Source organism: Pseudopedobacter beijingensis, from assembly GCF_042678145.1.
In the GTDB taxonomy this organism is placed as follows: Bacteria; Bacteroidota; Bacteroidia; order Sphingobacteriales; family Sphingobacteriaceae; genus Pseudopedobacter; species Pseudopedobacter beijingensis.
In genome coordinates this window covers 225,677-240,704 of record NZ_JBHUDG010000005.1, presented here as the reverse complement: position 1 = coordinate 240,704, position 15,028 = coordinate 225,677, and the positions used below count along the sequence as shown (strand labels likewise).

8 protein-coding genes are annotated in these 15,028 nt (G+C 38.2%); 4 read left to right on the top strand and 4 right to left on the bottom strand.

Features of this window, described 5'->3' with window-relative positions:
- Positions 1–1,279 (top strand): T9SS type A sorting domain-containing protein (locus ACFSAH_RS07320; protein ID WP_379662057.1); only part of this gene is annotated, 1,279 nt, incomplete at its 5' end.
- Positions 1,280–3,194: 1,915 nt separating this feature from the next.
- On the opposite strand, the gene ACFSAH_RS07315 is transcribed toward ACFSAH_RS07320, so the two are convergent.
- Positions 3,195–4,475, bottom strand: a complete 1,281-nt coding sequence (locus ACFSAH_RS07315; RefSeq protein ID WP_379662056.1) for a replication-associated recombination protein A — start codon at positions 4,473–4,475, stop codon at positions 3,195–3,197.
- A 278-nt stretch (positions 4,476–4,753) separates the two neighbouring features.
- Here ACFSAH_RS07315 and ACFSAH_RS07310 point away from each other — a divergent pair, with 278 nt between their 5' ends.
- Positions 4,754–6,853 (top strand): carboxy terminal-processing peptidase, encoded by a 2,100-nt coding sequence (locus ACFSAH_RS07310; protein ID WP_379662055.1) that lies wholly within the window; start codon positions 4,754–4,756, stop codon positions 6,851–6,853.
- 673 nt (positions 6,854–7,526) lie between these two features.
- On the opposite strand, the gene ACFSAH_RS07305 is transcribed toward ACFSAH_RS07310, so the two are convergent.
- Together ACFSAH_RS07305 and ACFSAH_RS07300 are read right to left on the bottom strand one after the other, a co-directional pair.
- Entirely contained in the window at positions 7,527–9,011 is a 1,485-nt protein-coding gene (locus ACFSAH_RS07305) for a gluconokinase (protein WP_379662054.1), read from the bottom strand.
- Positions 9,002–10,021 carry an NAD(P)-dependent oxidoreductase gene (locus ACFSAH_RS07300; protein ID WP_379662053.1) on the bottom strand — a complete coding sequence of 340 codons (1,020 nt, stop codon included), beginning with the start codon at positions 10,019–10,021 and terminating at the stop codon, positions 9,002–9,004. Before ACFSAH_RS07300 ends, ACFSAH_RS07305 begins: the two co-directional genes overlap by 10 nt.
- 293 nt (positions 10,022–10,314) lie before the next feature.
- On the opposite strand from ACFSAH_RS07300, the gene ACFSAH_RS07295 reads away from it, so the two are divergent.
- The gene (locus tag ACFSAH_RS07295; protein WP_379662052.1) at positions 10,315–10,641 is read left to right on the top strand and encodes a DMT family transporter; all 327 of its coding nucleotides are present in this window, start codon (positions 10,315–10,317) and stop codon (positions 10,639–10,641) included.
- 116 nt (positions 10,642–10,757) lie between these two features.
- On the opposite strand, the gene ACFSAH_RS07290 is transcribed toward ACFSAH_RS07295, so the two are convergent.
- A complete protein-coding gene (locus tag ACFSAH_RS07290; RefSeq protein WP_379662051.1) occupies positions 10,758–11,687 on the bottom strand; it encodes a hydrogen peroxide-inducible genes activator in 930 nt (309 codons plus the stop codon).
- Positions 11,688–11,959: 272 nt separating this feature from the next.
- Between ACFSAH_RS07290 and ACFSAH_RS07285 the strand changes: the two genes are divergently transcribed.
- Complete coding sequence (locus tag ACFSAH_RS07285) at positions 11,960–15,025, top strand: SusC/RagA family TonB-linked outer membrane protein (protein WP_379662050.1); 3,066 nt, start codon at positions 11,960–11,962, stop codon at positions 15,023–15,025.
- The last annotated feature ends 3 nt before the right edge of the window (positions 15,026–15,028 follow it).

Here is a 15,028-nt window from a genome sequence, read left to right as displayed (position 1 = left end):
TGAAGCGACCACTAATGGTGGTGGTATGTATAACTGGGACCAGTCTTCCCCTGTATTGACGGATGTTGTGGTCAGTAATAATACCGCGAATACTAATGGCGGAGGAATTGTTAATAATAAGAACTCATCTCCAGTTTTGACGAATATAACGCTTAATGGTAATACCGCGAATACTAATGGCGGAGGTATGTATAATTCTGGTTCTTCCCCTGTATTGACGAATGTAACGCTTAATGGTAATACGGCCAGTGATGGCGGAGGGATGCATAATACTAGTTCATCTCCAGTTTTGACGAATGTAACGCTTAGTGGTAATACGGCTGATGTAGTCGGTGGTGGTATGTCTAATTTTGGTTCTTCTTCTCCTAAAGTCTATAACAGTATTATTTGGGGTAATACCAAAGTGGGGGGTGCAACGATTAATAATATATTCAATGATAATAGTACCCCAGAGTTTTACCACAGCTTGGTGCAGGGCGGTGGTAGTAGTACTTCTTGGAATAGCAGTTTTGGTAACGATGGCGGTGATAATATAGATTCCAATCCTTTGTTTACCGATGTTGCAAATGGAGATTATAGTTTAGCAAATGGGAGTCCTGCTATAGATAAAGGAAACAATGGCGACTATACCGATAAAGGCAATGGTGATCTGGCGAATGACCTGGATCTGGCAGGTAATCTCCGTGTATACGATTATGATAATGGAGGTATTATAGACATGGGAGCTTATGAATACCAGGGTGGGACGCTTCCTGTTCATTTAGGAAGATTTAATGCCAGGGTAGAAAATAGCGGAGTTAAACTGGAATGGAACACGCTGAGCGAGTATAATAACCAGTCTTTTATAATTTACCGGAGTGCAGATGGGGTAAACTATAGCCCCATTACATGGGAGCCGGGGAAAGGGAATGGACCCCATGTGTATGTTGTTTTTGATAACCAGCCCCTGAATGGGATAAACTATTATCGGTTGGTACAGACCGACCATGACGGTAAGCAAACAATATTGGGCGAGAGAAGCTTAACGTTTGAAATCCCTGATTCTATGATACGGCTTTACCCTAACCCCTTCAGGGATGCCTTTACTATAGATTTTGAAACAGATGCGTTTAAGCAATTGTTGGTTTTGGATGTAACCGGAAAAGTATTGCAACAGTTAGCTATCGCTTCTTTGGAAAGTAGTAAAACAGTTTCTATGGCGGGCTATCCCTCTGGTACGTATTTGGTTGTGTTAAAAGGAATAACAAATGTAGTTACCCGAAAAGTGGTTAAGGAATAAGGTTGTTTTTCGTTTATCGTCTGTCGTTTTTGTTTTTCGAAGTTCGGCAGACGATCAGCGGATAAGGTGTTTAGACTAAAAACCGGAGCAAGGAAACGGAAGGCCGAAGTTGGTTAGTTAGTTGGAGGCCTTTGTAGTAAACTTGCTTCAGGTTTTTTTATTAAAAAGACACGGGGCATAATAGTCAATAGTCCATAGTCAATAGTCCATAGTTCATCATTAAACATTCAATATAGAATAACGTTTAATAGATTGCTTCACTCCGTTCGCAAAGACGCTCCTGTTTTTGTCATTACGAGCTTGCGAAGTAATCTCTATAATGTAATGATATAAAAGAACTTACGCTTTGGGGAGAAAGCCAGGAGTCTTATAGTTAGGTTCTTCAGGTCACATTGAGCTTGTCGAAATGTAGTGCGCCGGGTCAATAAAGAGTAATAGCTGCTTGTTTACCATTCATCATTAAACATTCAATATGGAATAACGTTTAATAGATTGCTTCACTCCGCTCGCAAAGACGCTCCTGTTTTTGTCATTACGAGCCTGCGAAGTAATCTCTATAAGGTGATGATATAAAGAGTCTTACGTTCCGGGGATGAAGCCAGAAGTCTTATAATTACGTTCTTCAGGTCACATTGAGCTTGTCGAAATGTAGTGCGCCGGGTCAATAAAGTGTAATAGCTGCTTGTCTATCATTCATCCTTAAACATTCAATATGGAATAACGTTTAATAGATTGCTTCACTCCGTTCGCAAAGACGCTCTTATTTTTGTCATTACGAGCCTGCGAAGTAATTTCTATAATGTAATGATATAAAACATCTTACGTCCTGGGGAGTAAGCCAGAAGTTTTATAGTTAGGTACTTCAGGTCACATTGAGCTTGTCGAAATGTAGTGCGCTGGGTCAATAAAGAGTAATAGCTGCTTGTTTACCATTCATCATTAAACATTCAATATAGAATAACGTTTAATAGATTGCTTCACTCCGTTCGCAAAGACGCTCTTATTTTTGTCATTACGAGCCTGCGAAGTAATTTCTATAATGTAATGATATAAAACATCTTACGTCCTGGGGAGTAAGCCAGAAGTTTTATAGTTAGGTACTTCAGGTCACATTGAGCCCGTCGAAAAGTAGTGCGCCGGATCAATAAAGTGCAATAGCTGCTTGTTTATCATTCATCATTAAACATTCAATATAGAATAACGTTTAATAGATTGCTTCACTCCGTTCGCAAAGACGCTCTTATTTTTGTCATTACGAGCTTGCGAAGTAATCTCTATAATGTAATGATATAAAACACCTTACGTCCTGGGGAGAAAGCCAGAAGTCTTACAGTTAGGTTCTTCAGTTCACATTGAGCGAGTTTACAAGTCGAAAGATCTGCCAGATAGTGGTGTAACAGATAACAATAAGAAATGTCCTCCTGAACTTGTTTCAGGATCTCTATTATAGCACTTGCTTATCAAAAAGATACAGATAATAAAGGTGTTGGAGATTAGATGCTGAAATAAATTCAACATGACAGAGGTCTAATTTTCAGGTCACATTGAGCCCGTCGAAATGTAGTGCGCCGGATCAATAAAGTGTAATAGTGTGTTTGTTTACCATTCATCATTAAACATTCAATATAGAATAACGTTTAATAGATTGCTTCACTCCGTTCGCAAAGACGCTCCTGTTTTTGTCATTACGAGCCTGCGAAGTAATCTCTATAAGGTGATGATATAAAGAGTCTTACGTTCCGGGGATGAAGCCAGAAGTCTTATAATTACGTTCTTCAGGTCACATTGAGCTTGTCGAAATGTAGTGCGTTGGGTCAATAAAGTGTAATAGTGTTTGTTTACCATTAAACATTAAAAATTCAACATTCCCCTGGTTCAATAGTTCATCATTTTCCAGTTCAACCTTCCCTCTCATTTAATACTTATACCTTTTACTCCACAAACTCCGTAATCTTTCCAGAATCTTTAATTCGGCAGGGTTTTTCTGGGGTTTGTATAAAGTAGTTCCGCTTAGTTTTTGAGGGAAGAATTCCTGTTCTACAAAATTACCTTCATAAGCATGTGCATATTTGTATTCTTCGCCGTAGCCAATTTCTTTCATCAATTTGGTAGGGGCGTTACGCAGGTGCAGCGGTACGGGTAAATCTCCTGTTTGTTTTACCAGAGCCTGTGCCTGATTAATGGCTTCATAGGCGGCGTTGCTTTTGGCAGAACTAGCCAGGTAAGTCACTGTCTGCGATAAAATAATTCTGGATTCTGGGAAGCCAATGACATTTACGGATTGAAAGCAGTTGTTGGCCAGTAATAAAGCATTGGGATTGGCATTTCCTATATCTTCCGAAGCTAAAATCAGTAGCCTGCGGGCAATAAAAGAAGGGTCTTCGCCCCCTTCAATCATTCTGGCAAGCCAATAAACAGCAGCATTGGGATCACTTCCTCGGATAGATTTAATAAAAGCAGAGATAATATCATAATGCTGTTCGCCTGTTTTATCATACAACGCCATGTTTTGCTGCACATTGGCCAATACAAACTCATTGGTTATTTCTACCTTATCATCAGGTGCGGCATTGACCAGCAGTTCGAAAATATTTAGTAATTTTCTGCCATCGCCACCAGATAATCTTAGTAAAGCCTCGGTCTCTTTGAGCGTAATTTCTTTCTCCTGTAAAACAGTATCCGTTTTGATGGCTCTGTCCAGTAAGCCCAGCAAATCATCTTCCGTAAGGTTTTGCAGGATATAAACCTGACACCTGGATAAAAGTGCAGATATAACTTCAAAAGATGGATTTTCGGTAGTTGCACCAATTAAGGTTACATATCCTTTTTCTACTGCACCTAATAAAGAATCTTGTTGCGATTTGGAGAAACGATGGATCTCATCTATAAATAAAACAGGAATGGCGTGACCTGCTTTTTTATACATTTTAGCTTTTTCTATAACATCCCGAACGTCTTTAACGCCAGAGTTGATAGCACTTAACGAGAAAAAGGGTCTGTCCTGACTGGCCGAAATAATAAAGGACAGCGTAGTTTTACCCACACCCGGAGGACCCCAAAAAATCATACTGGGAATCCGTCCCGCCTCAATGGCTTTCCTTAATACCGCTCCCTCGCCAACAAGGTGCTTTTGTCCGGTATATTCGTCCAATGTTTTTGGACGCATTCTCTCTGCTAGTGGTTCTCTGGTAATCAAAACAAAAAAACTGAAACAGTATAAAGGTAAAAATAAAAACTAAAATATTTAGTAATTAATAAGGAGGGCAACTATGGACCATGGACCATTGACCATTGACCATTGACCATCGACCATGTACTGGAATATCATTTTAAAACAAAATTTTAAAAAATGTAGGTTATGAAAGTGCCATAGACTTTTTCTTTAGCGATTTTTGTTTAGTTTTAGACATTATTTTTGTTATAAAGACGTTTTAAATGTATTTCTCTGCTATAGAGTTCGGAAAATTGAAATTTATGTTGAAGAAGTTTTTTTCGGGAGTTTTATTGGTACTTACTTTTGCCTGTGCGGCAACCCCGCGAATAGATAAAGAAGTATCGGGTTCAAACAATTTAAAGCCAGAGCCACAGCATGGGGTTATCGCTAAAGATATTGCAGATCTTTTAACGTCTTATACGTATAAGAAGGTAAATCTTAACGATTCTATATCTAATCTTATTTTTGACAGATACATCAAAAATCTGGATCCAAACAGGTTGTATTTTCTGGCGTCGGATATTGAAGAGTTTGAGGCTTTCAGGTATAATTTTGGAGAGGATCTGAAAAAAGGAGATCTTTCTTACCCTTTCTATATTTTTAATGTTTACCAAAAAAGATACAATGAGTGTCAGCAGTATTCTGTTCAATACCTGAACAAAATGAAGTTTGACTTTACCAGGCAGGAGTCTTATGTGTTTAGCAGAGAAAAACAACCTTATTTTAAAAATACGCAGGAGAGTAATAAGTATTGGAACTTAAAAGTAAAATACGATTGTCTAAACCTGAAACTGGCAGGAAAGAACGAGGAAGAGATAAAAACCTCTTTGAAAAAGCGTTACGAAAATCTGATTTCGCAATCCAATAAGATAAATAATCAGGATGTTTTTCAGCTGATTATGTCGGCATTTACAGATTCTGTAGATCCGCACACCAATTACTACAATCCAAGCAATGCGGCAAATTTCAATATAGATATGTCGAGGTCTTTGGAAGGTATTGGTGCTACTTTAGGATTGGAAAATGAATTTGTAACTATAAAAAGTGTGGTTACGGGCGGACCTGCGGATAAAAGCAAGCAACTGAAAATTGATGATAGAATTGTGGCAGTAGCTCAGGGAAAAGATGGAGAGTTTGTAGATGTGGTTGGCTGGAGATTAGATAACGCTATCTCTTTAATCAGAGGAAACAAAGGCACAATAGTACGTTTAAAGATTCTTTCGAAAGACCAGAATATCTCTGCTGCACCCAAAATAGTTTCTATGGTGCGCGAGAAGATTATTCTTGAAGATCAATCGGCTAAAAAAGTCATTAAAACAGAAGTTAGAGACGGAAAAACATTCAAATATGGTATTATAGAAATACCTGCGTTTTATGCGGACTGGAAAGCGATGCAGTCTGGTGATAAAAACTATAAATCTACCACCAGAGATGTTAAGCTTTTACTGGATACCCTGAAAAAAGAAAAGGTTGATGGGGTGATCATAGATTTGAGAACTAACGGCGGCGGCTCTTTGTTAGAAGCTATAGAATTGACTGGACTGTTTATTTCGACTGGTCCGGTGGTGCAGGTAAGAGATTTGAGAAACCGTGTAGAAGTTAATAAAGACGAAAACCCGGAAATAGCCTGGAGTGGTCCGTTAGCTGTGCTGGTAGACAGATTCAGTGCTTCGGCCTCAGAGATTTTTGCCGGTGCTATTCAGGATTATGGCAGAGGAATAATTATAGGTAATACTACATACGGAAAAGGAACGGTACAGTCTGCTTTGCCTATGTCCAGAATAAACCCAACCTTGGGTGATAAGGGGGGGCAAATTAACCTGACTACCGGAAAGTTCTATAGAATTAGCGGAAGCTCTACCCAGCATAAAGGTGTGGTTCCGGATATTGAATTCCCGACTGTTTTTCCTGCTGATAAATATGGTGAAAGTTCGGAACCATCTGCCTTGCCATGGGATGAAATTAAAAGCAGCAATTACCAGAAAGTGGCAGATCTGTCTTCGGCTATTAAAAGCCTGAAAGCAATTCATGATAAGAGAATGGACGAAAGTAAAGAGTACCAATTCTTATTACAGGATATTCAGGAGTTTAAAGATATGGATAAAGAAAAGCCATTACCACTGAATGAAGCGGCGCTTAAAAAACAAAGGGAAGATCAGGAGGCTAAGAATCTGGAAAAAGAGAACGAAAGACGGGTATACAGGGGTTTAGAACCGATTAAAAAAGATACTTCGACTACATCTGAGGATGGTGTAGAAGTAAAAGTAAAAGGAGAGAAGAAGCCTAAAGAAGATAAGTTTGATTTTGTTCAGTCAGAATCTATCAAGATTATGACTGATTATATTCTGCTGAATAAATAAACGGTTTTCTATTATCATATTGTTCCGGCAACGTCTTTTGAAAAAAGGACGTTGTGTGATTTCTTAAGCTCTATATAGGCATATCGTCCATACTGAGACGATGTTGTAAAAGGTGTTAGTTGAGTTCGATTCATAGTCATAGTTTAGACATAAACTACAAGCTTTGTCATGCTGAGGCTGAATATATTGTAATATAAATCAATATAAAATGACTTTTGAATTGTATTTCGGTAATCAAGCTAACGCAGGGTTAACCGTTCTGCTTAAATTCCGCATCAGCACAATTCGGTTGGCAGAGGTTAAGCCTAAGTATAATCTTTCAAAGAATTGTGCGTAGCGGAGAGTTTTTGGTTCCTTTTTGAGAGAAAAACACTTGACCTGGCCGGTCAAGAGGCCGGAGAGGTAAGAGCTAAAATGCCTGATTGTGAGCTTTTTGTAAATAACGTCAATGGTAGCTTGTTTCAGCATCTGCTCTTTTAAGCATCATATATATAATGGGGCTGTCTCAACTTAGTGTTTTTTTGTCAGGCTGAGCGGAGTCGAAGCCTGTATAGCGCCATTCAAGTCATATTTCGACTCCGCTCAATATGACTTCCTGTTTATGAGACAGCCTCATTATATGGCTGAAAAACATAACGAATAATAGTGACGGTTGTTAACTATTCAACCAAAATCAACACAAAGCAGCATGCTCTTTATATAGAGGTGCAAGGGTTTCCCTTACTTTTTTAAAGAACAGGTAACGCTCATCGTGAATACCCAGTACTTTATTGTCTGGATAAATGTTGATACTGTTTTTGTTCATTTGTTCGTCTAAAACAGTGATGTCTTTATATTTCCCATCAGCAACAAAAGCAAGCATAGCACTTCCAATTAATGCAATCTGATCATCGGAAGGGATATGAATTGGTAAGCCCAGTATATTGGCAAAAATTTGAGTCCAGGGTTTTATTTGTGCACCACCGCCACCCATTCTCAGTTCGGTAACCTCTAAATTATTTTCTTTGAGGGCTTCGTAAAGGTAACGCATAGAGTAGGCTACCCCTTCGAGTACAGCGCGGGCCATATCTGTTTTGTTATGGTATTGCCGTAAGCCAAAGAAAACACCGGAAGCATAAGGACCTGTTTTAGAGTCGCGTTCGCTGGTGAGGTAAGGAAAACAAAGTAAGGGCGATCCGTTACCAATATCCAGCATTGCTGGATCTTGTACATCCACCTCAAACAGGCTATTGCGTAACCAGTTTATGGGGAGTGCAGCATTATTTAATGCGCCACCATTTAGAAAAATCTGATTGTTGAGCGCATAAGGCTGGATACGTTTGTTATCGCTTTTGTCAAATGCCGGTAGGGTACCGGGAACTCTTAGCATAGCAGAGGTGCCCACATTAATAATACCTACTCCGGGTTTTAAAGCGCCTAATCCTACTCCCAAGGCCGCACCATCATATACGCCCAGTAAAACTTTAACACCTGACTTTAAACCCAGTTCTGCTCTTAATTCTTCTTTTAAAGCACTTAAATAACTGGTGCCTTCTTTAATTTCCGGAAATTGTTTACCGGATAATCCCAGTCGGCTTAAAAGTGTTTCGTCCCAGGTTTGCTGATGTATATTGTATATTTGAGTGGCGGCCGCTGTACTCATATCTGTTACAAACTCGCCTGTAAGCCATTCAAATAAAAAAGCTTTGCTATCTGTAAAATATTTGGCTTGCTTTAAGGTCTCTTTTTCATGGGTTGAGAAATAAAACAGTCGGGCAAGCAAATAAGGACTCATTAACGGACAACCGGTTTGAGCATATAAGTCTACATCGGCGTAAGCCTCTAAGAAAGCATCAAATGTTTTTTGCGACCGGATATCGGCCAATAAGGTTAGGCCTGTAATGGGTTTTTTTTGTCCGTCCAGTAACATAAGCCCAAATTGGTAGGTAGAACTTACAATATAGTCTATCTGATGAGCGACATTGCTTTGGGTAAGCATTTCTTTGGATAAACCAATGATCAGCTTTTTAAGTTCTTCCGGATTATGCTCAGCTCCGCCTGCCGCACTGTTGATAACAGGTACGGCAACGGATCTTAAGTTCAATATTTCACCACCTTCGTTTACTAAACCAACTTTAAGGTTGGTAGTACCCAAATCGATGGTTAATGCTATTGCCATACCCTTCTGTTTGCTTTTTCTAAAACTTCTGGGTTGGCCATTTCTCCGGGAACGCCATTTTTCTGGAATACAGCCACAGAATCATCCACACAAGTTTGTCCCATACCGTGAAGAGACTCCCAGCTATAGCCACCTAAATGCGGGGTAACAATTACATTGTCTAATTTGGTAAGGCGGTGACTGCTGTCTATAGGTTCGCCTTCTACCACGTCTGTTGCATAAGCTCCTAAAGGCCCGGTTTGTAACGCTTCAAAAAGGGCGTCTTCATCTACTAATTCGCCACGACAGGTGTTTACCAATACAGCTCCTTTTTGCATACTGGCAAATTGTGCTGTTCCTAACATTCTTTTGGTTTCTTCTGTTGCCGGACAATGGAATAAAATGGCACTTGAAGTGCTGATCAGTTCGTCTAAAGGAACTTCTTTAGCACCAAATTCGGCAAATCTACTTTTATCAATATAAGGGTCTGAAGCAACAACATTTGCTCCAAAACCTTTGGAAAGGATTTCGGAACTGCGAGAACCGATATTTCCCAAACCAATGATACCTATTGTTTTTCCTTTCAGCTCCATTCCAATCATGCCGGAACGTGTTGCCCAGGCACTGTTTCTAACGGCTTGTGCACCCTGAACCACCTGTCTGGAAGCTGCCATTAACAGAGATACTGCATATTCTGCTACAGCTTCTTTTTCAACAATTCCTTTTACTCTGGAAACCATAATACCCAGCTCTGTTGCTGCTTCAAGGTCTACGTTATCGCACCCGATGCCGTGACGAACTAATAAAACTAAGTTTTTACACTGCTCTAAAGTTCTTCTTGGAATTTTAGGGGTAACACTGGCAATAATACCGTCAGAGTTTTTAATGTGTGCTGCAAGAGCATCTGCATCAATATCCGAAGGAACGTCAATATGTTGTATATCAGCAAACGCATGCAGGGTTTCCATGTGTGCAGCAAAGTGTTTGCCGAAGGTACTCGAGTTGAGGATAGAAATAACTGGTCGCTTCATTTTAAAAAGTATTTTAATTTAGTTAATTGTTAAGGCCTTAAAGTTATCAAATAGGCCAGCCAAAACAAAAATGGCTGCGTGTGTTTTTACGTAAACGATTTCGGAGCTTGTGGGAGGGGGTATAGTCCATAGTCCATAGTCCATAGTCCATAGTCCATAGTCCATAGTCCATAGTCCATAGTTCATAGTTTATGGTTCATCGTTCAATAATTCCTCATTCTTTGGTTTTAGGTTCACCGTTCTCCAGTTATCATTCAAATTTTATTTTTTACTTTTGGCCTTTTGAAAATAGTATGAATTGGGTTTATTTAATTATAGGTGGTCTTTTTGAGATTGGTTTTGCTTCTTGTTTAGGTAAGGCGAAAGAAACCTCGGGAACAGAATCTTTATTATGGTTAATCGGTTTCTTTATTAGCCTTTCGTTTAGTATGACACTGCTGTACCTGGCTACTAAAACATTGCCTATTGGAACTGCCTATGCGGTGTGGACAGGTATTGGTGCTGTAGGAACGGTATTGGTTGGGATATTCTTTTTTAATGAACCTGCCACCTTTTGGCGTATGTTTTTTATAACTACTCTGATTGCCTCTATTATCGGATTAAAGTTTGTGTCCAATTAGTTGTCTGCTGTTGTTTGTTCATCATTCTCTGGTTTATTGTTCATAGTTAACTAAAGACCGAAGTGGATTAGTTCATCGTTTATAGTTTTTCAGTTCATCATTCACCATCAACAAGTTTAAATAGCAATTACAGACTTCTTACTTTTAGACCGCATACTTTTAGGAATACTATTGAGGATCTCTTTTTCTAACGCGTCAATGGTTTTTCTTTTGATAAAGTTGGTGTGGGTAACAATGCTTACTTCTCTGCTGGGCTGTGGTGTTCTAAAATACCTGACTTTATCCAATTGCTCTACAGAAAAATCCTGGATACTGAGTTCTGGTAGTATGGTCATTCCTTTATTAACATCTACCATTCTAATGAGCGTTTCAATACTGCCGGTATTGTAATCCAGATGCTGTCCGTCGGCCTTTTTATACTTGCAAAGGTTAAGCACCTGATTTCTTAGGCAGTGTCCTTCGTTTAATAGCCAGAGCTCGTCTATATTCAGATCTTGAAACTCAAGTGTCTTTTTTGTAAAGGCAGCTGTTTCTTCAGAGGCATAGCAAACAAAGTTTTCGTAGTACACCGGTCGCTCAATAATGGTGTTTTCGCTTAATGGAGTAGCCAGTATTCCGCAATCCAATAAACCGTTTTTTAGCTTTTGGACGATGTTTTCAGTAGTGAGCTCTGATATAGATAGCCTTACCTTTGGATATTCTTTCATAAAGGCACCAATTACTTTAGGAAGTAGAAAAGGAGCAATGGTGGGGATTACGCCAATTTTTAAATCTCCACTAACTTCGTCTTTTCTTTCATTAATAATTTCGTTGATCTTATAAGATTCCTGTAACGTTTTTCTGGCTTGTGCTATAATCTCTTTGCCAATTTCTGTGGCTACAACAGGTTGTTTGGTTCTGTCGAATATTTTTACCCCTAAAACTTCTTCCAGTTTTTGTACCTGCATACTTAAAGTGGGCTGTGTAACAAAGCATTTTTCTGCGGCCATTACAAAACTTTTATAGGTATCTACTGCTACGATATATTCGAGTTGGACGATTGTCATACGAAAAGTATTATAGATGATTTTTATAAATATAAGGGCTTGTTATTTGTTTTGCAAATATTTATAAGATTGCTTAAAGAGTGTAATTGGTTTTGTGGTTATTATACTGATTTGTAAGTGCTTGTTTATGAGGTGAAATAATTGAAAACAAAACAGAATGAATGTGTGTTAAGAAAATATCAAACTAATTATAATAAAAGTTTTATGTATGCATAATAAATCTCTATATTTAACATTAATTAACACTAATATTAACTAATTTTTATTTTAACATGAAAAAACTTGTACAGAGTTTGTTCATTGTTTTGTTATTGGTAACTACTGTAATGGCTCAGGATAGGGTTGTTAAAGGTGTGGTTACCGCTGCAGAAGATGGACTGCCTCTTCCAGGCGTGAGTGTATCTGTAAAAGGTACAACTTCGGGTACGCAAACCAATGCGAACGGTCAGTATTCCCTAAAAATTACTACTTCTAATCCTGTTTTGGTGTTTTCTTTTATAGGGACCAAAACACAGGAGTTAGCTGTTCCGGCATCTAATACATTAAATGTGAAGATGGTTTCTGATGCTGAACAATTAAGTGAGGTGGTAGTAACTGCTTTGGGTGTCTCCAAAGCTAAAAAATCAATAGGTTATTCATATTCTACTGTTTCAGGTGATGACTTAGTGAAATCAGGAGAATCAAATGTGATTCAAGGCTTGGCAGCTAAAGCTTCGGGTGTTCAAGTAACCTCGTCTAGTGGGACTCCGGGTGCTTCTTCAAAAATAATTTTAAGGGGTCCAGCTTCTTTTTCTGGAGATAATCAGCCGTTAATCGTTATAGATGGAGTTCCTATTAATAACGATGTAAATAATATTACTGCTGGGGACGATCCTTATAATGGAAATCTAGCAGGAGTTCAACTAGGGAATAGAGCTTTAGATATAAATCCAGAAGATATCGAGTCAGTTACTGTTCTTAAAGGACCTGCAGCAGCGGCTTTGTATGGGCAAGCAGCGGGGAATGGTGCAATCGTATATACAACAAAAAGAGGTAAGTTTGGACAGGGATTAGGGGTTGTTTATTCATCTTCGGCTGAACTTGAAAAAGTAAATAAATTGCCTGAATTGCAATCTAGATACGGACAAGGTAAAAATGGGGTTTATGATTCCGATGAACCTAATAGTTGGGGAGAAGACTTGTTGGCTACAAATAGAAAAACCTTTAATAATATGGAAGATTTCTTCCAGACGGGAAGTACTTTCAATAATAATATAGCTATTAGTTCTGGAAATGAAAAAGGAGCATTTAGATTATCGGTAGGTAGTACTAATTCAAATGGGATAGTCCCGTTTTCTAAAATGAATAGATATACGGCAAGGCTTTCTGCAGACTCTAAGTTATCAGATTTTCTTTCTATAGGAGGGACTTTTGGTTATACAAACTCTAATGTACGAAATGTTCAAAATGGATCTAATTTGGCAGGTGTAATGTTAGGGCTTCTCCGTATGCCTGCAGAATTTGATGGTAGTGATTATATAGATGAGCATGGAAACCAAAAAACGTTTTATGGGGCTTATGATAATCCTTGGTATTCTGTTCGGAGTAATCCCTATACAAGTGAGAATGATCGTGTGACAGGTAATGTTTATGCAGATGCAAAGTTAAACGATGTATTTACTGTGACTTGGAGAACAGGAATAGACGCATATTCTACAAAAGGTACACAAATTTATGCTGTTGGATCTAACGGGGATGATAACTCAGAGGGCTATGGAGAAATTAAGAGAACTAATGTTGATTTTAGAAATGTATATAGTGACCTATTGTTGAAATTTAAAACAGAAATAAATAAAGATTTTTCTGTTTCAGGTCTTTTAGGAGGTAATATAAATTATAATCAATTTTTGAAGAACTTCGGTAGAGGCAGAAATTTAAGTATTCCAGAATTTTATAATTTTAAAAATGCTAAAGATTTGTATGTGAGTAACGAAGAGACATATAGGAATAGTAAAGCTGTTTTTTTAGATGCAACTTTTGATTATAGAAGCATTGTTTTTCTTACTCTTACTGGTAGGAATGAATGGTCAACAACTTTCGGCAAAAAATCCAAAGGATTTTTCTATCCTAAAGCAGATCTTTCTTATGTGTTCTCCCATTTACTTGATCCCAATAGTATATTATCTTATGGGAAAGTGCGCTTTGCTTACTCAAATGTAGGTATATCTCCTGATGTTTATACAGATAGAACCTATTATACTACTCCATTTATAGCAGATGGGATGACTAATGGCTTTTCTTTTCCATATTTAGGTCAAGTAGGTTATTCAATGAATGAAGAACTGAATGCAGATGGGCTTAAACCTGAAAGAAATACAGGTTATGAAATGGGGTTAGAGCTTCAGTTTTTTAAAAATAGATTAGGGTTTGATGGGACTTATTATCACCAGAAGTCTAAAGATCTATTGATTTCTCAACCTGTTGACCCTGCGACAGGGTATGCTTACTATTATAGTAATGTGGGAGAAATGGAAAATAAAGGAATTGAAATTGGTTTAAGAGGAGATATTATAAAGAAAAAGGATTTTGGTTGGAGCATGAATGTAAACTGGTCCAAGAATAAAAGTAACGTTTTAGAATTAGCTCCTGGAGTAGAAAAGCTGTCTATAGGAAGTGCCTTTGCTAGCCCCCAATCTTACGCAATTGTGGGTAATCCTTTTGGAGTGCTGTATGCAACGGCATACAAGAGAGATGGTAATGGTAATATGTTGATAAATCCTGCTACAGGGCTTCCAGAGTTTGAAGAAGAACTCCAAAATGTGGGGAGCCCAATACCTGATTGGTTGATGAATATTAACAATCAATTTATCTATAAAAATTGGTCTTTCTCATTTCTATGGGATATTAGACAAGGAGGTAAGATCTGGGGAGGTACTCAACAAACCTTAATAAATAGAGGGCGAGCTAAGATGACAGAAGATAGGGATAGGAATTATATTGTTGATGGTGTGTATGCGAGTGGGCCTAATGCGGGACAAAAGAATACTACTGAGATTTCGGGTTTTACATATTTTACAAATTATTATACTGCCGGAGAATTAGGTATTCAAGATGGATCATGGGTTCGATTGAGGTCGGTAGACCTTTCCTATAAATTTGATAAATTAGGAGCCTTATCTAAAGGAATTCAATATATAAAAGTTGGGGCTAGTGCCAGAAATCTGTTGTTATTCACAGATTATATTGGTGTTGATCCAGAAACTAGTCTTACTGGCTCTGATCAAAATTTTGCAGGATATGATTTTTATAATAATCCAGGAACGAAGTCATTTTCTATAAATTTAAGAGTAGGGTTTTAAAAA